The sequence below is a fragment of the Arthrobacter sp. ISL-95 genome (assembly GCF_018613695.1).
In the GTDB taxonomy this organism is placed as follows: Bacteria; Actinomycetota; Actinomycetes; order Actinomycetales; family Micrococcaceae; genus Arthrobacter.
Genome location: NZ_JAGGPR010000005.1, coordinates 892,809 through 914,438, shown reverse-complemented (window position 1 = coordinate 914,438; position 21,630 = coordinate 892,809). Strand labels below are relative to the sequence as shown.

Annotated in this window: 16 protein-coding genes and 3 tRNA genes; 13 read left to right on the top strand and 6 right to left on the bottom strand. The window is 61.3% G+C overall.

Annotated features, from left to right (window positions below; all coding sequences use genetic code 11):
- A complete protein-coding gene (locus tag J7I86_RS10435; protein ID WP_214819453.1) occupies positions 1–1,905 on the bottom strand; it encodes an acetolactate synthase large subunit in 1,905 nt (634 codons plus the stop codon).
- 292 nt (positions 1,906–2,197) lie between these two features.
- Positions 2,198–3,919 (bottom strand): dihydroxy-acid dehydratase, encoded by a 1,722-nt coding sequence (gene ilvD / locus J7I86_RS10430; protein ID WP_214819451.1) that lies wholly within the window; start codon positions 3,917–3,919, stop codon positions 2,198–2,200.
- Positions 3,920–4,400: 481 nt separating this feature from the next.
- Between ilvD and J7I86_RS10425 the strand changes: the two genes are divergently transcribed.
- The 4 genes from J7I86_RS10425 to J7I86_RS10410 all read left to right on the top strand — a co-directional run bounded on the left by J7I86_RS10425 (position 4,401) and on the right by J7I86_RS10410 (position 7,154).
- Complete coding sequence (locus J7I86_RS10425; RefSeq protein WP_286179518.1) at positions 4,401–5,432, top strand: hypothetical protein; 1,032 nt, start codon at positions 4,401–4,403, stop codon at positions 5,430–5,432.
- Between the two features lie 57 nt (positions 5,433–5,489).
- On the top strand, positions 5,490–6,689 hold the full coding sequence (locus tag J7I86_RS10420) for a sorbosone dehydrogenase family protein (RefSeq protein WP_214819447.1): 1,200 nt from the start codon (positions 5,490–5,492) through the stop codon (positions 6,687–6,689).
- Positions 6,690–6,807: 118 nt separating this feature from the next.
- Positions 6,808–6,883, top strand: a tRNA-Lys gene (locus J7I86_RS10415).
- A gap of 195 nt (positions 6,884–7,078) precedes the next feature.
- A tRNA-Lys gene (locus J7I86_RS10410) sits at positions 7,079–7,154 on the top strand.
- 89 nt (positions 7,155–7,243) lie between these two features.
- Here the strand turns inward: J7I86_RS10410 and J7I86_RS10405 are convergent.
- On the bottom strand, positions 7,244–7,711 hold the full coding sequence (locus J7I86_RS10405; protein WP_214819445.1) for a MarR family winged helix-turn-helix transcriptional regulator: 468 nt from the start codon (positions 7,709–7,711) through the stop codon (positions 7,244–7,246).
- A gap of 84 nt (positions 7,712–7,795) precedes the next feature.
- Between J7I86_RS10405 and bcp the strand changes: the two genes are divergently transcribed.
- The 7 genes from bcp (at position 7,796) to J7I86_RS10370 (ending at position 16,862) form a co-directional block, all read left to right on the top strand.
- Entirely contained in the window at positions 7,796–8,269 is a 474-nt protein-coding gene (bcp, locus tag J7I86_RS10400; protein ID WP_214819443.1) for a thioredoxin-dependent thiol peroxidase, read from the top strand.
- Between the two features lie 63 nt (positions 8,270–8,332).
- A tRNA-Leu gene (locus J7I86_RS10395) sits at positions 8,333–8,414 on the top strand.
- A 168-nt stretch (positions 8,415–8,582) separates the two neighbouring features.
- Complete coding sequence (locus tag J7I86_RS10390; RefSeq protein ID WP_396019862.1) at positions 8,583–10,250, top strand: ABC transporter substrate-binding protein; 1,668 nt, start codon at positions 8,583–8,585, stop codon at positions 10,248–10,250.
- A gap of 79 nt (positions 10,251–10,329) precedes the next feature.
- Positions 10,330–11,835, top strand: a complete 1,506-nt coding sequence (locus J7I86_RS10385) for a malate:quinone oxidoreductase (protein ID WP_214819442.1) — start codon at positions 10,330–10,332, stop codon at positions 11,833–11,835.
- Between the two features lie 67 nt (positions 11,836–11,902).
- Complete coding sequence (locus J7I86_RS10380; protein ID WP_214819440.1) at positions 11,903–15,127, top strand: efflux RND transporter permease subunit; 3,225 nt, start codon at positions 11,903–11,905, stop codon at positions 15,125–15,127.
- 149 nt (positions 15,128–15,276) lie between these two features.
- Entirely contained in the window at positions 15,277–16,401 is a 1,125-nt protein-coding gene (locus J7I86_RS10375; RefSeq protein ID WP_214819438.1) for an LLM class flavin-dependent oxidoreductase, read from the top strand.
- The gene (locus J7I86_RS10370) at positions 16,401–16,862 is read left to right on the top strand and encodes a MarR family winged helix-turn-helix transcriptional regulator (protein ID WP_214819436.1); all 462 of its coding nucleotides are present in this window, start codon (positions 16,401–16,403) and stop codon (positions 16,860–16,862) included. Before J7I86_RS10375 ends, J7I86_RS10370 begins: the two co-directional genes overlap by 1 nt.
- On the opposite strand, the gene J7I86_RS10365 is transcribed toward J7I86_RS10370, so the two are convergent.
- A complete protein-coding gene (locus J7I86_RS10365; protein WP_214819434.1) occupies positions 16,859–17,665 on the bottom strand; it encodes a transglutaminase family protein in 807 nt (268 codons plus the stop codon). The two genes, J7I86_RS10370 and J7I86_RS10365, sit on opposite strands and share 4 nt — an antisense overlap.
- A gap of 70 nt (positions 17,666–17,735) precedes the next feature.
- A complete protein-coding gene (locus J7I86_RS10360) occupies positions 17,736–18,617 on the bottom strand; it encodes a hypothetical protein (RefSeq protein ID WP_214819432.1) in 882 nt (293 codons plus the stop codon).
- Between the two features lie 54 nt (positions 18,618–18,671).
- Here J7I86_RS10360 and J7I86_RS10355 point away from each other — a divergent pair, with 54 nt between their 5' ends.
- Positions 18,672–19,340: a DUF1684 domain-containing protein gene (locus tag J7I86_RS10355; protein ID WP_214819430.1), complete on the top strand. Its 669-nt coding sequence runs from the start codon at positions 18,672–18,674 to the stop codon at positions 19,338–19,340.
- Here J7I86_RS10355 and J7I86_RS10350 read toward each other — a convergent pair.
- A complete protein-coding gene (locus J7I86_RS10350; RefSeq protein ID WP_214819428.1) occupies positions 19,337–20,533 on the bottom strand; it encodes an SLC13 family permease in 1,197 nt (398 codons plus the stop codon). The two genes, J7I86_RS10355 and J7I86_RS10350, sit on opposite strands and share 4 nt — an antisense overlap.
- A gap of 208 nt (positions 20,534–20,741) precedes the next feature.
- On the opposite strand from J7I86_RS10350, the gene J7I86_RS10345 reads away from it, so the two are divergent.
- Positions 20,742–21,620 carry a fumarylacetoacetate hydrolase family protein gene (locus J7I86_RS10345; RefSeq protein WP_214819426.1) on the top strand — a complete coding sequence of 293 codons (879 nt, stop codon included), beginning with the start codon at positions 20,742–20,744 and terminating at the stop codon, positions 21,618–21,620.
- Positions 21,621–21,630: the final 10 nt, after the last annotated feature.

Sequence of the window (21,630 nt, the reverse complement as noted above, 5' to 3'; positions counted from 1 at the left end):
CTAGTCCTCCTCTTCCCATTCCGGGGTCATGTTACGTGCAACCTGGATCTGGTCATTGCTGACGCCCGAAGGCACCATCGGCCACACCATCGAGTTGGGGCTGACGACGAAGTCGATGACCACCGGGCGGTCATTAATTTCGAGAGCCTTCTGGATGGTGGCGTCGATGTCTTCGTCACGCTCACAACGCAGTGCCGCGCAACCGTAAGCATCAGCCAGTTTCACGAAGTCCGGAATCCGGACGGTGTCGTGGCCTGTGTTCAGATCCGTATTTGAATAGCGGCCCTCGTAGAACAGTGTCTGCCATTGACGGACCATGCCCAGCGAGGAGTTGTTGATGATGGCGACCTTGATGGGGATGTTGTTGATGGCGCAGGTGGCAAGTTCCTGATTGGTCATCTGGAAGCAGCCGTCACCGTCGATGGCCCACACCACGCGGTCCGGTTCACCCACTTTGGCGCCCATGGCTGCCGGAACCGAGTATCCCATGGTTCCTGCACCACCGGAGTTCAGCCAGGCGTGAGGGCGCTCGTACTTGATGAACTGCGCTGCCCACATCTGGTGCTGGCCCACGCCGGCTACATAGATGCCTTCCGGACCTGTGAGCTCACCGATGCGCTTGATCACGCGCTGCGGGGCGGTCAGTCCATCTTCAGGCTCGGTCCATCCCAGGGGGTAAGTGTCGCGAAGGTTGCCAAGGAAGGCCCACCAGGAATCCAGGTCCGGGGTCCCGCTCAGTTGGAATTGCGTCTTAACGGCCTCGGTGAGCTCCGGAATGATTTCCTTGACCGAGCCAACGATCGGGACGTCGGCAGTGCGGTTTTTGGAAATCTCCGCGGGATCGATGTCAGCGTGAATGACTTTGGCAAACGGGGCAAAGGTCTTCAGCACACCGGTGACGCGGTCATCAAACCTGGCTCCCAGCGTGATCAGGAGGTCCGCCTGCTGAAGGGCGGTAACGGCGGAGACGGAACCGTGCATGCCGGGCATGCCCACGTGCTGCGGATGCGAATCCGGGAAGGCGCCACGGGCCATCAAGGTGGTGACCACGGGAGCGCCGGTAGCCAACGCGAGCTCCATGAGCTCTGCAGAGGCGTGGCCCTTGACCACACCGCCGCCCACGTAGAGGACCGGCTTGCTGGAGGCAGCGATCAGCTTGGCAGCTTCACGGACCTGCTTGTTGTGGCCCCGCACTACGGGACGATAGCCGGGCAAATCGACTTTCGGCGGCCAGGAGAAGGTCATCTGGCCAACCTGGGCGTCCTTGGCAATATCCACCAGGACCGGGCCCGGACGGCCCGTGGATGCCAGGTGGAACGCCTCTGCCATGACATGCGGGATGTCATTGGGGTCAGTGACCAGGAAAGAGTGCTTGGTGATGGGCATCGTGATTCCCACGATGTCCGCTTCCTGGAAAGCATCGGTGCCGATGACTCCGCTGGAAACCTGGCCGGTGATAGCCACCATCGGCACGGAGTCCATGTGGGCGTCCATGATGGCGGTAACGAGGTTGGTGGCACCGGGTCCTGAGGTGGCGATGCAAACGCCAACCCGTCCGGTAACCATGGCGTAGCCTTGCGCGGCGTGGCCGGCTCCCTGTTCGTGACGGACCAGGATGTGATTCATGCTGGAAGCCATCAAGGGGTCATAGGTGGGCAGGATCGCGCCACCGGGCAAACCGAAAATATCGTCCACGCCGAGTTCTTCGAGCGAGCGGACAATTGCTTGCGAGCCGGACATCACCGTTGGGGGTACAACGGTGTTCGGCCCAAGTACAGGAGAGAGAGGTGCAGCAGCGTCGACGACGACGGCCTCAGCCGTACGGTCGACCTTTTCCGGAGCTTTGTGGGCTCCAGCGGACTTTGCAGCCATCAGCGAGGGGCTGATCGGCGATCCTTTGCTCATCGGACTCTTCCTTAGTGGATCTTCAATAGATGGGTCTTGCTTCGGGGAATAAAAAAACCCCTCAGCCTTCCGGCTCTTCGAGGGGTTTGCGCGTGACGGTTCGTTACCAGTCGGGCTAAGCCACGCGCTTGGTAAGGACGACGACGCCGACGGTAACGAATGTGATCATGCGTTCAGTGTTCCCTCTAAGTGAGATACGTGTCAATTGACCTCTACCATATCTCACTATTTGGACAGTGATGTCCGCCTGCCGGACTCCGGCCGGCTCATGACAGCCGGAGTCCGGCAGGAGTTATCCGCAGTACGCTCCGGTGGAGGCACTGTGGACAAGCTTGGCGTACTTGGCCAGCACACCCTTGGTGAACTTGGCGGGAAGCGGTTCCCAGCCTTCCTTGCGGGCTTCGAGCTCGGCCTCGTCCACCAGGAGGTCGAAGGAGCGTGCGGCGATATCCACACGAATGCGGTCGCCGTCCTTCACGAAGGCAATGGGCCCGCCGTCGACGGCTTCAGGCGCAACGTGGCCGATGCACAAGCCTGTTGTGCCACCCGAGAAGCGGCCATCGGTCAGCAGCAGGACGTCCTTGCCAAGGCCTGCGCCCTTGATGGCTCCGGTGATGGCCAGCATTTCGCGCATGCCGGGACCACCCTTGGGGCCTTCATAACGGATAACCACGACGTCGCCCTTGTTGATTTCGCCGTTGTCCAACGCGCTGAGGGCGCCCTGCTCGCGTTCGAAGACACGCGCAGTTCCTTCAAAGACGTCCGCGTCGAAGCCTGCGCTCTTCACGACGGCACCTTCCGGGGCCATTGAACCGTGGAGGATGGTGATGCCGCCGGTCTTGTGGATCGGGTTGTCCAACGCGCGGAGGATCTTGCCATCAAGGTCCGGCGGGTTGATCGAGGCAAGGTTTTCGGCGAGGGTCTTCCCTGTCACGGTGAGGCAGTCACCGTGCAGCAGTCCGGCGTCGAGCAGTGCCTTCATAATGACCGGCACGCCGCCGATCTTGTCGACGTCGGTCATTACGTAGCGGCCGAAAGGCTTTAGGTCGCCCAGGTGCGGGATTTTGTCACCGATGCGGTTGAAGTCATCCAGCGTCAGCTCAACTTCGGCCTCGCGGGCGATCGCGAGCAGGTGCAGCACGGCGTTGGTGGAACCGCCGAACGCCATGGTGACGGCGATGGCGTTCTCGAACGCCTTTTTGGTCATGATGTCACGTGCCGTGATGCCCAGGCGCAGCAGGTTGACCACCGCTTCGCCGGACTTACGGGCGAAATCATCACGACGGCGGTCTGCCGACGGCGGGGCGGCCGAACCCGGGAGGGACATGCCCAAGGCCTCCCCGATGCAGGCCATGGTGTTGGCCGTGTACATGCCGCCACAGGCGCCTTCGCCGGGACAGATGGCCTTTTCGATCCGGGTGAGGTCTTCCATGCTCATTTTGCCGGCGGCACAAGCGCCCACTGCCTCGAAGGCATCAATAAGGGTGACTTCCTTCTCCGAGCCGTCTTCAAGCTTGACCCAGCCCGGCATGATGGAGCCTGCGTAAAGGAAGACCGACGCGAGGTCCAGGCGGGCAGCGGCCATGAGCATGCCCGGGAGGGACTTGTCGCAGCCAGCCAGGAGCACCGAGCCGTCGATGCGCTCGGCCTGCATCACGGTCTCCACGGAGTCTGCGATCACCTCACGGGAAACCAGGGAGAAGTGCATGCCCTCGTGACCCATGGAGATACCGTCTGAAACGGAGATGGTGCCGAACTGCATGGGGAAACCGCCGCCTGCATGGACGCCTTCCTTGGCACCTTGGGCGAGGCGGTTCAGGGAGAGATTGCAGGGGGTGATCTCGTTCCAAGAACTGGCGACCCCAATCTGCGGTTTGGCGAAGTCGTCGTCGCCCATGCCCACCGCGCGGAACATGCCACGGGCCGGTGCCGCGTGAATGCCGTCGGTCACCACCCTGCTGCGGGGTTTGATGTCCGGGGTGTTGTCTGTCGCAATTTGGGTGGTGTCACTCATGGTCCAAAGTCTATGTGTACCGGGCACCTGCCGACGCTGTTGCACGCCGGGTTAAGCCCGGACTTTCGAATGTTGCGACTGTCTGTCCATTTGTCCGACTGATGAGGGCCTGGACTCCGGCAGCGACTTCCTCACCATTTCTCGTATGTTCAGTTGTGGAGTCCGGCCTTGCCATGGCTGTGGCTATATCCGATGCTGCTGCGAAACCGCCGAGGCCGTGACATTCATGGCCGCGACGGTGGCGCCAACACTTCCGGCCTGCCAATTTGCACAGAATCCTGCGGCCTTTTGATGTCCATGGAGCCTGGCCAGGCGACTGGAGGGAATTACCTGTTTCCTGCTTATTTTCGGGCCCGCATAGTCAGGAGGCTGATAATTTCGGGCTGCGAAGCAGCAGGTCAAACGCTGGACAGCCCATTAGCGGGCACGTAACGTCGGGATTACCACGAGCTGCACCCCTGTGAGCAGAAGGGCCTCCCCCATGGACTGGTTAATTTGGGTAATTGTCATTGTTTTGGTTGTCGCGATTGTTTGGTGGCTCATGAACCGCAACAAGACAGGAAATATCGATTCAACCTCAAGCCAAAACCCCGCTGATGATCGCACCGCCGGACTTTCCGGCACTACTCCCCCGGCAGCGACGGCGCCCGGCAACACGGCCTCCATCCCGGATGCCGGAGTAGCCGCAGCAGGTGTGGCGGGCCTGGCCGGGGTGACCAACTTCGGTAAGCCGGCCGCCGAGGGCAGCGGCCCTACTGTCGACGAGCCAGAGGTCTACGAGCCTGATGTCAGGGAATCCAGCGGCGTCGAACCTGCCTCTTCAGGACCCACCCCTTCCGAAGAAACCCATGGGGCCTCCCCCGCCACAACCGACGCGGAGGCGGAGCCGCGTAACGTCGTCGACGATTCACCGGCAGTTATCGCCTCTGACATCCAGCCGGCTTCGACACCCGGATTGACTGTTGCGGAACCCGTCATCGCAGCACCCTCGGTGGCCGAGCCTGTCATTGACGAACCCGTAGTGGACGAGCCAGTAGTGGACACCGAAGCAAAGGTCCACGCGGCAGACGCCGGCGATGTAGACGACTGGGACGCGGGTTCACCTGCTGCAACCTCCGCTCCGGAGTCCCCCGGGGCATCTGCCGCGGGCACCGCAGGCACCGATGCCGCAGCAGACAAGGCGGAGTGGGAATCGTCCTGGACAGATGCGGGCGGCTCCGCGGTCCACCACCACGAGTACACCGACGCACACTCACCCACCCTGCCCGGTGCCGAATCAGCCGCGGCCGAAGACTCGGCGGGCTCGGGTCATCTGGCCGTCGAGCACCCTTACGGCGCCGGCTCCTCCAGCGCACCAGGGGACGGTTATCCCGTCAAAGCCAGCGCATCAGCCATGACCTACCACGACGAAGATTCTGCGGGCTATGACGAGGCAACTGCCGATGTGTGGTTCGAATCATCCGCGCACGCCGAAGCTGCCGGCTTCCGGCCACCACGTCGCAGCAGGCACTGAGTCGGGCCAAGGCCCCCGGCAAGGGGGCAGCGAACAGCAGTTAGGAACACGGCGGTCATGACCACAGGCAGGCACCGTTCGGAACGGCGTAAGCGGTTGGTGCCTGCCGCTGCGCTTGCCTTGCTTGTTGCGCCGGTGGTTGCCTTGACGGCATGTACCGGCAGCCCGTCGTCGCCCGGGACCGCGGCAACACCTGAGATATCAACGAGCCAGGGCACCAATCCTGCGCAGGGCGGTGCAGCCACTTCAGGGCCGTCGACCTCGGGACCCGGGGAGGCAACGCCCACCACCCCACAGATCCCGGAAGTCGCCCAAAAGCTCGACGTCGGCCTGCAGTTGCCATGGTCGGTGGTCTTCCTGCCGGATGGCACAGCCGTAGTGTCTGAGCGCGACTCCGCCCAGGTCAAGAGCATTCGAAACGGCCAAGCTGCAACTGTCGGCGAGGTGCCCGGCGTCGAACCCGGCGGAGAAGGCGGGCTGCTGGGCTTGGCCCTCTCTCCTGACTTCGCAACGAACCGATGGCTATACGCATATTTCACTTCCCCGGGCGACAACCGGATTGCGCGCATGAAACTGACGGGAGATGCAGGTGGCACGTTGACTTTGGGCGAGCCTGAAGTGATCTTCTCCGGAATGCCCAAAGCCTCCACGCACAACGGCGGCCGGATCCGGTTCGGCCCCGACGGGTACCTTTACGTAGGCACCGGCGACTCTCAGCGGCGGGAGCAGCCGCAGGACACAAACGCCCTGGGCGGCAAGATCCTCCGGCTCACTCCGGAGGGCCGCCCGGCACCGGGGAATCCTTTCGGCGACAATCCTGTGTACAGCTACGGGCATCGAAACGTGCAGGGGCTGGCTTGGGACGGGGACGGGCATCTTTGGGCCAGCGAATTCGGCCCGGATGTGGATGACGAATTGAACTTGATCACCCCGGGAGGCAATTACGGTTGGCCCACGGTGACCGGCGCGCCGGGCCGCAGCGGCCTGATTGACGCGAAGGTGGTTTGGCCGTCAACGTCCGATGCCTCACCCAGTGGACTCGAAATCGTGGATGGCGTGGCCTATACCGGGGCACTTCGCGGCCAACGACTGTGGGCGGTTCCGCTCGATGGGGAGACTGCGGGCTCCCCTGTGGCTTATTTCACAGGACAATATGGGCGCCTCAGGGATGTAGCCAGAGCTCCCGACGGCACCCTTTGGGTCATCAGCAACAACAAAAACCCTGATTTTGCGCTGATTCTGAGGCCTGGGCAGTGACGCCACAGGCGGAGAGCTGCAGATTTCACACTTGGGAGTAAGTCGTGTAGAGTTACATGTCGTTGCGGAGATCGCCGGAGAAAGAAAAGCTTCTCGGGTGAGATCGAAATCAACAGCTGCACCTCTAGCTCAACTGGCAGAGCAATTGACTCTTAATCAATGGGTTCCGGGTTCGAGTCCCGGGGGGTGCACCAAGGAAAGGCCTTGGAGTGAATATCACTCCAAGGCCTTTTTGTTGTATTCAACACCGCTTTCGAAGCCCAACCACATGGCGTTCATCACGCCTTGCCCATAATGGTCCGCGGCCATAAAAAAGTGGTGTAGAGTGATTTGTCGTTGCGGAGGTCAATGGGGAATGCGAATTCCTTGAATAAGCCGAAACAATGGCCGCACCTCTAGCTCAACTGGCAGAGCAATTGACTCTTAATCAATGGGTTCCGGGTTCGAGTCCCGGGGGGTGCACCACAAGGAAAGGCTCCGGATCGTAGCTACGATCCGGAGCCTTTCGCGTTCCATGCCGGGCTTCCCGAAGGAACCCCGGCCACAGGCTTAGGTCAGACTTGCGGCAAGTCAGTGTCGATCTCGTGGGCTTCCTGCTCCGGCGCCGGCAGCCCGGCCAATCCGCGGACAACGATCCGGAGTTCCTCCCGAAGCCGGGCGGTATCCACGGCAACGGGAGACAAAACATCCTGCTCAAGCTTTACTGCTTCTGCAAGAGCTGCAATACCGGCGTCAGTAAGGGTCACCACGTGACTTCGGCGGTCTGAATCACTGCGTTGTCGGGTGACATGCCCGTGCAGCTCAAGCCTTGCGAGGGTAGTACCCATTGTTTGGGCTTTGACCCGCGCAACTTCGGCCAAAGCCGCCTGGGTGATAGCACCCTTGGCAGCCAACACCTGCATGGCAATGACACCGGCGTGGGTAAGACCAATGGACTTCAATTTTTCGTTCCACGAGATTTCCACCAGGCGCGCAGCTGTCGAAAGCAAACGGGTGGTGGGCCATCTCTCCATATCTGGCATGCCGACAGTATATGCGCGGAAGCGGTGTGGACGCGGCTTCTCCCACTAAACTGGTAAATCGCGAACACTGGCAAGGAGCATATTTTGGCTGAACGACTTATCCCGGGAGACATCGCCCCGGACTTCACACTTCAGGACGAAACCGGCAAAAGCCTGAGCTTGTCGGATCTCCGCGGACGCAAAACCATCCTTTATTTCTACCCCGCCGCTTCCACTCCCGGATGTACCAAGGAAGCATGCGATTTCCGCGACACGCTGGGGTCGTTGCAGGCTGCCGGATACGAAGTCGTGGGCGTCTCCCCCGATTCCGTCAAGGCACTTGCAAAGTTCACCGAAGAAGAACAGCTGACCTTCCGGCTCCTCTCGGACCAGGACCACGCTGTAGCCGAGGCATATGGTGCCTGGGGTGAGAAAAAGAACTACGGGCGCAGCTACATGGGTCTGATCCGCTCCACCTTGGTGATTGATCCCGACGGAAAGGTTTCCCTGGCCCAATACAACGTGCGCGCCACCGGGCACGTTGCCAAGCTTCGGCGGGATCTCAAGCTGGACAACTAGCAGGTACACTGGAGGCCGGTAAGTGGCAGTGGCCGTCCCCATAGACGGTCACATTGCCTGCCAGCGCGAGTGGTGAAATTGGCAGACACGCAGGATTTAGGTTCCTGTGCCTTCGGGCGTGGGGGTTCAAGTCCCCCCTTGCGCACAGTTACATGAATACCCCCGGTTGCAGAACCGGGGGTATTTTTCTCCTCAAGCAGCCGGTGGACACCTGGAAAGGTACTGGGAAGCGCACTCAGGACGTTCAACTAGACTGGAATACGGTCTGGCCGAAGCCGGCCACAGCACTTCCAACCGGCTTGAGGGGACACGAGTGGCAAGCAGCAAAATGCGGCGCCTGGGCATGCAGTTCGGAGCTGCAGTACTGGCTTTGGGGTTGGCAGGGTGCACCGGAACCCCGGGGCCGTCACCGTCGTCGTCCACCGGCAACTCCCCCGCGGTCGAACCAACGGCAACCTTCAATTTCGGTACAGCGTCCATGCCTCTGGGCCTCGATCCTGCCATGACAGCTGATTCCGAGTCCTACCGTGTCACCCGCCAGGTCCTCGAAGGACTTGTGGGGGTGGATGGGGAAACAGGCCAAACCACACCCCTCCTCGCCACGGAGTGGAAGGACAGCAACAACGGGCTGAGCTACGACTTCACGCTCCGCTCCGACGTGACCTTTCACGACGGCACTGCCTTGGATGCAACCGCCGTATGCGCCAACTTCAACCGCTGGTTCACGTTTCCTGAGGGCCTCAGGAATCAAGCACCGGGCATCTCCTTCCAGAGCGTCTTCAAGGCGTACTCGGACCAGCCGGTGTTCTCCATCTTCAAAGATTGCAAGGTGGTCTCTGCCAGCGATGTCCAGATCAATCTGACGCGCCCGTTCACCGGATTCCTTCAAGCGCTGACTCTCCCGGCCTTCGCAATATCTTCCCCGGCCGCCCTGGAGGCGCAGAAAGCCAACATCCTGGACCAGGTACGCAACGGACAGGCCATGTCCGCCTACGCCGGCCACCCGGTGGGCACGGGCCCCTATGAATTCACCGGGTGGGATGAGAAAAAGCTCACACTTTCCAGCTACAAGGGCTATTGGGGCAACAAGGGCCAGATCGCAACCATCAACTTCATCCCCTACGATCGCGCGGAATCACGCCAGCAGGCCCTTCTGGACGGCAAGATCGATGCCTATGACCTGGTGACCTCAGGGACCTTTGACCAATTGGTCAAAAAGGGTGTCCAGATCATCCAGCGCGACCCCTTCTCGGTGATGTATCTGGGGATCAACCAGGCTGTTGCACCACTGGAAAAACCTGAGGTGCGCCAAGCGATCGAGATGGCGATAGACAAGGAGACCTTGATCCGCAAGTTCTTCATCGACAACACATCGCAGGCATCACAGTTCGTACCGCCCAAGCTGAGCGGTTTCAACAACAACGCCCCCTCCCTGGGATACAACCCGGAAAAAGCCAAGGAGCTTTTGAAGAAGGCTGGCTACAAAGGTGAAGAGCTGAAGTTCTACTACCCGCTCAATGCCACGAGGGCCTACATGCCCACCCCGGAAAAGATCTACGCCGAACTCAGCCGCCAACTCGTGGCCGTCGGCTTCAACATCAAACCGGTTCCCATCGACTGGGAAGACGGCTACCTCCAACGGGTCCAGTCGGCCGGTGACCGGGGCCTGCACCTGCTCGGCTGGAACGGCTCCTATGCGGATGCAGACAACTTCCTGGGACCCCTGTTCGGCGAAACACGCGCCGAGTTCGGTTACGCCGACTCGGAAGTGTTCCACAAGATAGAACGAGCACGCGCCATGCCCGAGGGCGACGAACGCAACGCCCAGTACCAGGCCATCAACGCAGAGATCGCGGCATCAGTACCAGCTGTGCCCATCGCCTTCCCCATCTCGGCGCTGGCGCTGTCCGACAAGGTGGAAAGCTACCCGGCTTCCCCTGTCCTCAACGAAGTTTTCACAAACGTCCGCCTAAAGCCTTGACGATTCCCCGCAATTTCAGTATTGAGTCTGCACGGGGATATTCTGTGACAGCCAGTGCCGCCGCTAACGGAGATTGATCGTGACCTTCATTTCCAAGACTCAACATGCAGACGTCGTCCTTATTGGCGGTGGAATCATGAGTGCCACCCTCGGTGCGTTCATCAAGCAACTTGAACCCACCTGGACCATCTCCCTGTTCGAACGACTCGACGAAGCAGGGCTCGAAAGTTCCGGACCTTGGAACAACGCCGGCACCGGCCACGCTGCGCTGTGTGAGCTTAACTACTCCCCCGCAGCAAAAGACGGTTCCGTAGACCCTTCCAAGGCCCTGCACATCAACGAGCAGTTCCAGCTGTCCCGCCAGTTCTGGTCCCATCTTGTGGACAGCAAAGTCATCGGGTCTCCCAAGGGCTTCATCAACACGGTTCCGCACATGAGCTTCGTCATTGGTGATGACCACGCGAACTTCCTCAAGACCCGGTACGAGGCCCTTAAGCCCAACACGATGTTCCGCAGCATGGAGTACACCGAGGACCAGGACCAGATCGCCAAGTGGGCCCCGTTGATCGTCAAGGGCCGCGACCGCAAGCAGCGCGTGGCCGCCACCCGGGCGGCTGAAGGTACCGACGTCGACTTCGGCGCCTTGACCCGTGAGCTGACGGACTACCTGCAGAGCAGCGGCGCCGAAGTCAACTACGGGCACGATGTCACCAACATCCACCGTGCAGCAGGCGGTGGATGGGATCTGTCCATCAAGCACCCCAAGTCCGGCGAGCACGGCCGCATCCACGCTAAGTTCGTCTTCGTGGGAGCCGGCGGCGGTGCGCTCCACCTGCTTCAGGCATCCGGTATTCCTGAAAGCAAGGGCTATGGAGGCTTCCCCGTCTCAGGACAGTTCTTCCGTTGCACGGACGACGCCATCACCTCCCAGCACAGCGCAAAGGTATACGGCCAAGCGTCGGTCGGCGCGCCGCCCATGTCCGTCCCGCACCTGGACACCCGCTATGTGGACGGCAAGCGCTCCCTCCTCTTCGGCCCGTACGCCGGATTCTCCACTAACTTCCTGAAGACCTCCAGCTACTTGGACCTTCCGCTGTCCATCCGACCCGGAAACATCATTCCCATGCTGGCCGTGGCCAAGGACAACATGGACCTCACCGCTTACCTCATCAAGGAGGTTGCCAAGCGGCACGAGGCCAAGGTTGAGGCCTTGCGCGAGTACTACCCGGAAGCTTCCGGGGGCAATTGGGAACTGATCACTGCAGGTCAGCGTGTACAAATCATCAAGAAGCATCCGCAGAAGGGCGGCGTCCTGCAGTTCGGCACCGAAGTCATTGCTTCCCGCGATGGTTCCATCGGCGCACTGCTGGGCGCTTCTCCGGGCGCGTCCACGGCTGTGCCCATCATGATCGAACTGTTGCAGAAGTCCTTCCCCAAGAACTTCAAGGGCTGGCAGTCCAAGCTCAAGGACATGATGCCGGGCTACGGCGTCAAGCTCAACGAGAATCCGGACCTTGCCGCCGAACTGGAAGCAAGCACCGCCAGGTCCCTGCAATTGGAAGTGGCCAACGCCATTCAAGGCTAGGTCATAACCGGGGCTGCGGCCGGTTCCCGTCAGTCGAATCGTTACGTAGACCGCAGGAGTCAATGCAATGTTCCGCTTGGCCAAACTGTCCCTGGGAAACCGGGCCCTGATCGCGCTGATCACCGTCTTTGCGGCGGTGTTCGGCGTGATCACCATGGGGTCGCTCAAGCAGGAACTCATACCCTCAATCGAGTTCCCGCAGATCACCGTGGTGACCTCCATGCCCGGAGCCTCCCCCGAGGTTGTGGACAAGCAGTTGAGCCAGCCGCTGGAAACAGCACTGAACAGCGTCGAAGGACTAGAGTCCACAACCTCTACGTCCCGCAACGGCGTTTCGCAGATCACCATGGTGTTCACCTACGGCTCCAACCTGGACCGGGCGCGCAACCAGATCGACCGGGCCATCTCCAACGCCAAGCGCGTGCTGCCGGCCGACGTCGAACCCCAGTCCATCGCCGGCAACATCAGCGACTTCCCGATCGTTTATCTGGCGGTTTCCTCAGACAAGCCACTGAGCGAGCTCAACGCTGATCTCCTGCGACTCAGCGTTCCCCGATTGCAGAAGATCGACGGCGTCCGTGGCGCCGATGTGACCGGCGGTTCCAGCCAGCACATCCTGATCCAGCCCCGCCCCGCGGATCTGGCAACTACAGGAGCTTCTGTCCAGTCCATCGGCAACGCGCTGAAGAACAACGGCACGTTGGTTCCTGTGGGCACCATAGAGGACCAGGGCAAGACACTTTCCCTCCAGCTCGGCAGCCCGGTGGATTCCCTGGACATCATCAAGGGACTTCCTTTGACCGGTGCAAAGAATGGCGCCACCATCGGAGCCGTTGCCGACGTCAGCATCGAGGACGACGCCGCCACGTCCATCACGCGTACCAACGGTAAACCCACGTTGGCCCTCTCCGTCACCAAGAAGCCGGAGGGTGATACGGTGGCGATTTCGCACGCCGTGAGGGACGTCGTCGGCCCTATGGAAGAGGAACTCGGCAACAACGCGACCTTCACGCCGGTCTTTGACCAAGCTCCGTTCATTGAAAAGTCCATCAAGGATCTCACCACCGAAGGACTCCTTGGCCTGGGCTTCGCCGTGGCTGTCATCCTGGTTTTCCTGATGTCCGTACGCTCCACGCTGGTCACGGCCGTCTCCATCCCACTGTCCCTGCTGACCACCTTCATCGGCATCTCAGCCACGGGTTATTCGCTGAACATCCTTACCCTGGGTGCCCTCACCATCGCGATTGGACGTGTGGTTGACGATTCCATCGTGGTGATCGAGAACATCAAGCGGCATCTGAGTTACGGCGAACACAAGCTGACAGCCATCCTGACCTCCATCAGGGAGGTAGCCGGGGCCATCACGGCTTCCACCTTGACCACGGTGGCCGTATTCCTCCCCATCGCCTTTGTGGGCGACCTCGCCGGTGAGCTGTTCCGGCCCTTCGCCTTGACCGTAACCATCGCGCTTTTGTCATCACTGCTGGTTTCCCTGACGATCGTTCCGGTGCTGGCCTATTGGTTCCTGTCCTCCCCTCGAAAGGGTTCTGAGGCACAAGCATCTGCCAAAGAAGCTGCCGAGAAAGCCCGGGAGGCCGAGCAGCGGAGCCGCCTCCAGCGCGGATACCTTCCGATTCTCGCGAAGACGCAGAAACATCCGGTCATCACCTTGTCAGCAGCAGCCTTGATTCTGGTGGCCACTATAGCCGTCTCGCCGCTTCTGGCCACTGATCTCTTGGGCCGCTCCGGCGAGAACAGCATGACGGTGCGTCAGGTTCTTCCGGCGGGCACCAGCCTGCAAGCCACCAGCGATGAAGCTTCCAAAATCGAGGAATCCCTCAAAGGCATTGAGGGCATCAAGGACGTGCAGGTTACTTCCGGAAATGCCCAGACAGGCTTCGCTGCACTGACCTCCACTGGTTCATCCAACTCGACGTTCACCATTGTCACTGACGACAAAGTAAACCAAGGCAAACTCCAGGACGAGGTCCGTGCCAAGCTTGAAGGGGCTGCCGGGAAGGTGACGGTGGGATCCCAGCAGGGCGGCTTCGGCACATCCTCCACGGTGGACATCACCATCAGGGCCGCGAACTCCGCTGACCTGCAGACAGCCAGTGATGCCATGGTCAAAGCCATGGAGGGGGTTCCGGGCAGCTCGGAAGTCGCCACGAACCTCGCTTCCAAGCAGTCGGTGGTCCAAGTCCGTGTGGACCGTGCCAAGGCCGTGGCGGCAGGCCTCACAGAAGAGCAAGTAGGCGCGTTCCTCGCATCCACCGTGAGCCCCATTCCCGCCGGCACGGTCCGGATTGAGACCAACGACTACCCGGTTCAGATCGGCGAAGGCACGCGCTTCACCAGCATTGCCGCAGTCCGTGCGCTCCAACTCCCCACATCCAGTGGCGGTGTGGCACTGCAGGCGATTGCCGCCGTCGAGCAAGTTGACACCCCCGTCTCCATCACCAGCAGTAATGGACAACGAACAGCACGAGTGACCGTGACACCTTCCGGATCCAATCTGGGCAGTGTCAGTGCCGCGGTTCAGGAGCGGCTGGCAGCAGTGGAATTGCCCGCGGGGGTGACGGCCACCATCGGTGGTGCCACTACGCAGCAGGCTGAGTCCTTCAGGCAGCTGGGCCTGGCTCTGCTGGCCGCAATCGCGATCGTCTATGTGATCATGGTGGCCGCCTTCAAGTCACTCATTCAGCCCCTTATCCTGTTGGTCTCTGTTCCGTTCGCGGCAACGGGCGCCGTGGGCCTGCTGTTGGTCACCGGCGTTCCGTTGGGACTGCCGTCCCTGATCGGCATGCTGATGCTGGTGGGCATTGTTGTCACCAACGCCATTGTGCTGATCGACCTCATCAACCAATACCGCAAACCACATGACGGCAGTCCAGGCATGAACGTCGCCGAAGCCATCACACACGGTGCCCGCCGGCGACTCAGGCCCATCCTCATGACTGCCCTGGCCACCGTGTTCGCCCTGACTCCCATGGCGTTGGGCCTCACAGGCGGCGGCGGTTTCATTTCCCAGCCGCTGGCAATCGTAGTGATCGGTGGATTGGTTTCGTCCACCGCGCTGACGTTGGTCCTGGTTCCGGTTCTCTACAAACTCGTGGAAGGCCGCCGGGAGAAGAAGGATCTGCAGAAGGCCCTGCAGGACAAGCCCACTGCAACACCCGGCGACGGACCCGGCGGGACCGGAAGTTCCGGATCGGGTGATTTCCAGGATTGGACCACTGGCATGATTCCGCGCGTCACGGGCCGCCGCGCAGCCATTAATCCCGCAGAATAGCGGGCTCCCAACAGAATCCCCCTTGATGGACAGGCCCGGGAACAATTCCCGGGCCTGTCCTGTTACAGGTATCGATACATGCAAATGCATCTAGTTTGAGGTACACTGTTTACAGAGCCCGGGACTTCGGGCAGGGAGAAAGGCACATCATGCAGATCGGCGTATTCAGCGTCAGCGACATCACCACTGACCCCACCACGGGCCGCACGCCCACGGAAAACGAGCGCATCAAGGCCTCCGTCGCCATCGCCAAGAAGGTCGAAGAAATCGGCATGGACGTGTACGCCCTCGGCGAGCACCACAACCGGCCCTTCTTCTCCTCCTCCCCCACCACCACTCTGGCTTACATCGCAGCCCAGACCGAGCGCATCACGTTGTCAACGGCAACTACCCTGATCACCACCAATGATCCGGTCAAGATCGCTGAAGACTTCGCCATGCTCCAGCACCTCTCAGATGGCCGCGTGGATTTGGTCCTCGGCCGTGGCAACACTGCGCCGGTGTACCCCTGGTTCGGCAAGAACATCCAGGACGGCATCGAGCTCGCGATCGAGAACTACAGCCTCCTGCGCAAGCTGTGGGATGAAGACACTGTCAACTGGTCCGGCAAGTTCCGTACACCCCTGCAGAACTTCACCTCCACGCCGCGTCCGCTCGACGACGTCGCCCCCCTCGTCTGGCATGGCTCCATCCGCACACCGCAGATCGCGGAAGTCGCCGCCTACTACGGGGACGGTTTCTTCGCCAACAACATCTTCTGGCCCAAGGAGCACTACCAGCAGCTGATCGGCCTGTACCGTGAGCGCTACGAGCACTACGGACACGGCACGGCTGATCAGGCAATTGTTGGCCTTGGCGGTCAGTTCTTCATGAGGAAGAACTCCCAGGATGCGGTGAAGGAATTCCGCCCCTACTTCGACAACGCACCCGTCTACGGACACGGACCGTCCTTGGAGGACTTCACCTCACAGACTCCGCTGACCGTGGGCAGCCCGCAGGAAGTCATCGAGAAGACCCTGACGTTCCGCGAGGCCTTCGGTGACTACCAGCGGCAGCTGTTCCTGATTGACCATGCCGGCCTGCCCCTGAAGACGGTTCTGGAACAGCTGGACCTCTTCGGCGAGGAAGTCTTGCCGGTACTTCGCAAGGAATACGCCGCCATGAAGCCTGCGCACGTGCCGGACGCACCGACGCACGCCTCACGCGTTGCCGCAGCATTGGAAGCCAAGGTCAGTGAATCCGCTACCGCGGGTACTGCGGGGCAGGACGCCTGATGTCCAGCCCCTCGGCGTCCTCCGCCGTTCGCCTCGCCGCCGAAACCTGGGAGTCGTTGTTCCGCTCCCAGGTGGCGGTGATGCGGAAGCTCCAGTCGGGACCAGCGTTCAAGACCCTTCCTGTCAAGGAATACGATGTCCTCTTTACGTTGTCCAAATGCCCTTCGGGTCAGCTTCGACTCAACGAAATCAACGACAAAGTCCTGCTGAGCCAGTCCAGCCTGAGTCGCTTGGTAGACCGCTTGGAGAAACGCGGTTTGGTGGAACGGACAACTGCGCCCGACGACGGCCGAGGGGTCCTGCTCTCACTCACCGAAGCCGGCAGCGAGCTCCAAAAAACCATCGGCCGTGAACATGTGCGGGACATCGCCAACTTGGTGGCGCCTGCGCTTACAGCCCATGAGCAACAGGAGCTTCTGCGGCTGACGGAGAAACTCCGCGCTTCCGTCGCCGGACACTAACGCAAGCTGATGAGCTCCCGGGGGTTCTCTACCGGGAGCTCTCCATTGACCGAGGCACTGACTTTGAGTGTCTTCAGGGTCAGGCTGCCGCCAACGGTGGACAGGAACGCCGTATCCGCAGAGTCCCGCCCGGCGGTAATGCGGAGCATGGATTCGCGGGGCGCGAGACCGGTGGGATCGATGATGTGCCAAGCTCCGTTGATGTGTGCCTCGGCAACAGCGTGGAAATCCATGGGGCTCAACCCGGGGGCATACACGGCAGCCAAACGCGCAGGGACATCCTTGGACCGCAAGAGGGCAATGGCAAGGTGGGCGAAGTCACGGCACACGCCTTTGCGGTGAAGCAAGGTTTCCACAGCTCCATCAGTCCCCCGGGAGGACCCGCTCACGTATCGCAGTTCCCCGTTCACCCAATTACGGACTGCATGGAGCAGTTCGCCACCGTGCAGGCTTCCGAACTCCGCGTAGGAGGTGGGCAGCAACCGGTCCGACTCCGCATACCGGCTGGGCCTGACGTACCTGATCAGTTCCATCGGACTGGACATGTCCGGCTCCCCAAAGCCATGAACCGTTGCCCGATAGTCCACTGTCACCTCGGTCGGCTCGGTGAATTCCAGGTAATGAAAGCGGCCACCGTGGTGGTCGCTGAGTTCGGCAAAAGGAACCTCGGTACCCGCACTGGTGATGGACAGGGTTTCCGCCACAGAATCGTAACCACGATTATTCGCCACGGCTATGGCCATGGCCACCTTGGTGTTGGCTGCGGTCTTGAAAACGAGCGAGGCAGCAACATTGCGTTCCATTGATCTCCGGGGTGGGTTGCGGCGGGCAGCCCCCATCGCCGCCGTGTGGGTGGATCAGCCAATCGCAGGGCTACAGATTGACCTTCAGAGACAGTAGCATCCGCTGGACATTGGCGAACTCAGAACCATGGACCGCATACTTCGCAGCCAGGTCCAAGGTATCGAAAGTCTTGGCCGGGGCCACCTTCTCATCAGCGGCGAAGGCATGGATCGCCGGGACATCCCCGAAGGAAATATCTCCCTTTCCGGCAGGGCCCTGAACCCGGTTCCGCAGCTCGCAGGACTGCCCGTCCACTCCCGCCACCATGTTGGTGACGCCGAAGGAGCCGAAGAATTTATAGCCTTGCACCACGCGGAAAACCACTCGCGGGTCAATGGTGTCCGGGCCATCCGAGTGCGGGACGTCCAAGGGCACACTGCTGATCACCACGTAAGGGCGAGCCTGCCCGGCGGGGCAGGTTACAGGCGGTGCGGGAGGCAGGCCGGTTTGAAGCGTGGCAATGTAGCGGCCGTCAGCATCCTTGACCTCTACCTTGACAGCGTTGGCCAAGGCCCCCGCCTCAGGGGTCCCCGATTGGGCAATCCACTCTTGGGGTAGTTCGAAGCTGACGGTTCCGGCGGAGTCCGTGTAGGTTTTCCACGACACCGCCGTTGCCACTGGACTCGCCCCGGAGCTGGCCGAAGCGCTGGCGGTGCCTGGAGATTCGCTGGCGCCTGTTGATTCGCCGGGTGTTGCGGAGGGTGAACCCGCCGCGGTGCCCGTCGCCGGCGTCGCGCTTTCCGGTGTCGCCGTTCCCGATTCCGAACTGTTTGGCCGGGAGGCATCCGTGGACGTGACTTGGGGGCCCTTGTTTTCGGCGGAGCAGGCGGCCGTGCCGACGAGGACGGTGACCGCCATTGCCAGGGCGGCCAGCCGACTTGGGGTGCAGCGCAGGTTAAGGATGCCCTTCATGATCACAGCCTATCGGCGGCAGTACCGCGACACGCACAGGACTAGGCTGAGGGTATGGCTCCCGATCAGCAGGACTATTTCGAGGACGATATCCCCACCATGTCAGCGGTTGATATTGCCGACTGGCGCCTGCGGACGTTCGCTCTCTACGACAAGGTGCGTCAACTAGCAGCCACGAACCCGTTCGACGCCCATGTGTTTTGGCGGCAGGAACGGGATCTGATGTTTGCTACGCATCCTGCTTCAGCGCTGACGGCCGAAGTGAAGGCCTCCTTTTCCGGACTGCGAACAGCTGACTACGATCCCTCCTTCCGGCGGTACGCCGCCCTTTCACCCGAAGGAGCCGGACAGGAGATGAACGTCCGGACGGGCACTGACGGCGTTGTCCCTTTCGCCAGGATCGGCACCTTTGTGCTGCCCGGGTTGGGTTCGTTGGCTGCGTGGCGTTTACGAAGCTATGGTGGCGGCATCTTTGTGCCCTTCCGGGATGCAACGGCCGGCAAGGACGGCGGAAGCTACGGAGCAGGCCGGTATCTGCTGGACACGGTCAAGGGCTCGTTTCATGGGACGCGGGGAGCCGGCGATGAACAAGAGTTCGTTCTGGACTTCAACTTTGCCTACAACCCGTCGTGCGCCTACAACGAAGCCTGGGCGTGCCCATTGGCCGGACCAGCCAACCGTTTGGAGGCCGAAGTGCCCGTGGGAGAGCTCTACCTGGGCTAACCCAACAGTCCGCCAGGGCCAAAAACTGCCAGCGCGGCTACTGCCGCCAGAATTGTCAGGGGCGCCACCATCACGCCGAAAACCGCGTACCCCTTCCACTTGATCAGCACGTTCATCCGTACCAGCCGGTCATGCCACAACAGCGTAGCCAGAGAAGCCCACGGCGTGATCAAGGGGCCAGCATTCACTCCTACCAACAGCGCTGCCATACGCTCCGGGCTTCCTGCCAAAGGCTCGGCCAGAAGGTAAGCCGGGAGGTTGTTGACCACATTGGACCCGAGGGCACCGGTCATGGCCAACCTCAGCAGCTCAACAAACCCGCTGCCTTCGCCAGCCACCTGCCCAAGCAGACGGGACGCACCGAGGTATTGCGTTGCCTCAACCACCAGGAAAAGTCCGCAGGTGAACAGCAGCAGGGACCACGGAATCAGTGTCAGCTTGAGTACCTTGGGGCGCCGAATGGCGAACATGACCGCCAGGATCGCTGCTGCCGCGGCGGCAGGAATCCATATTGCGGCACCGGATATGAGGGCCGGAAGGAGCAACACCAGGACAGTCGCACTGCCCGTCAGCAGGACTCTGTCCGTTCCGGCCGTGGATGAAGGTGTTAGGACCGGTCGGGCGGAATCAAGGGCGTAGGACTTGCGCAGTTCGCGCCGAAAGAGGACCGCTATGAAGGCCAAAGGAACCAGAACAGCGGCCAACGACGGCGCCCACATCAGTTGGGCGAATTGTGCGGGACTGATGCCGCCCAAGTTATGTTGCGCCAAGAGGTTGGTGAGATTGGAGATCGGAAGCAACAAACTGGCCGTATTGGCCAGCCAAACAGTGGTCAGGGCGAATGGCAGTACGGGGAGGCCCGCTTGGCGGGCAACGGTGACCACCACCGGGGTGAGGAGCACCGCCGTCGTATCCAGCGAAAGGAAGACAGTGCTCAGCGTGGCAAACAGGGCCAAGAGCAACCACAGCAGGACGCTTCGGCCCCGCCCCCAGCCGCGCAGATGGCGCGCAATCCATCGGAAAGCTCCGGCTTCGCTGACAAGCTCGGTCACCACCGTCATGGCAACGACGAAGCCCAGGATGGGCGCCACCCGGTGCACCAGGGCCGCCACATCCTGCCAGGGCAGGACACCCGTGGCCACGGTGATCCCACCAGCCACGAGGAGGACCAACCCGATGATCGCCAGACGCATGGAACGGATTTTAAGCCCAGGTCCTGTGTTCTTCCTCCACGGCCATTGTGATGTTGCACGGCACGGGAAAAAGGCGTCACCGGCCTGTGAGCAATTCACCTTCACCAATGCGTTGTGAGGCCCGCTCTGCGCCCCAAAAATTCCTGCCGGGGCGTAAAGCGGGCCACACAACACAGGGCTGCTCTCAGTGAGGACGTAGGATGTCATCATGACTTCGCCTCTTTCCCGTCGCATCGCCCGTGTCCGGCCCATCCCGGCGCCTTCGGAGGGCGGCCTGGCTTTGGCCCGCCAGTCTCCTGACGAGCAATTCTTCGTGGTTAACGACGCCCAGGACTTCGACTCCGTGGAAGGCACCCGCTGGACCGTGGTGGAGTCCCCTTTCCCGGCGTCGAGGGCAAATGCCAACAGCCCGGCCAGGAACGGATGGGAGCTCGGGGCCGTGGTCAGCCAGGATGCGTTTACTTTCCTGGCTCCCTCAGTACCAGTGAACGTCTTCGGCATGGCGCACAACACCGGGCAACCAGGCCGGGCCCTGCCGCCACAGGCCTTCCATAAAGCGGCCTCCAGCGTGATCGGACCCGGAGAAGCAATCCAGCTGAGCTCCACCGTTGGTTACGTTGACCCGGAAGCTGAACTGACCGTCGTCGTCGGCCGGGCCGCCCGTGGCTTGACCTTGGAAACGGCGAGGTCGGCAATTCTGGGATACACCATCGGCAACGACGTCTCCGCCCGCGACCTCCAGAAGAGCGACGAGTTGTGGATTAGCGCCAAGAGCCAGGACACTTTCACTCCCGCCGGCCCGTGGATGGTCACGGACCTGGATGATTCGAACCTTGAAATCGGCATAGTCCACAACAGCAAAGCCCTGAGGACAGCCAGTTCAGCGGACCTTGGCTGGAAAGTGAATGAGATTCTGGTCTATTTGAGCTCATTTATGACCCTCCAGCCCGGCGACCTCGTGCTCACAGGGTTCCCTGCTGAATGCGCCCGAATCCAACCAGGAGACACCGTAGTGTGCCGTGTGGAAGGAATCGGCGAGCTACACAACCCCGTCACGACGCTTCGACTGGAACAGCAGTCCGCATAGTGTGTCAGGC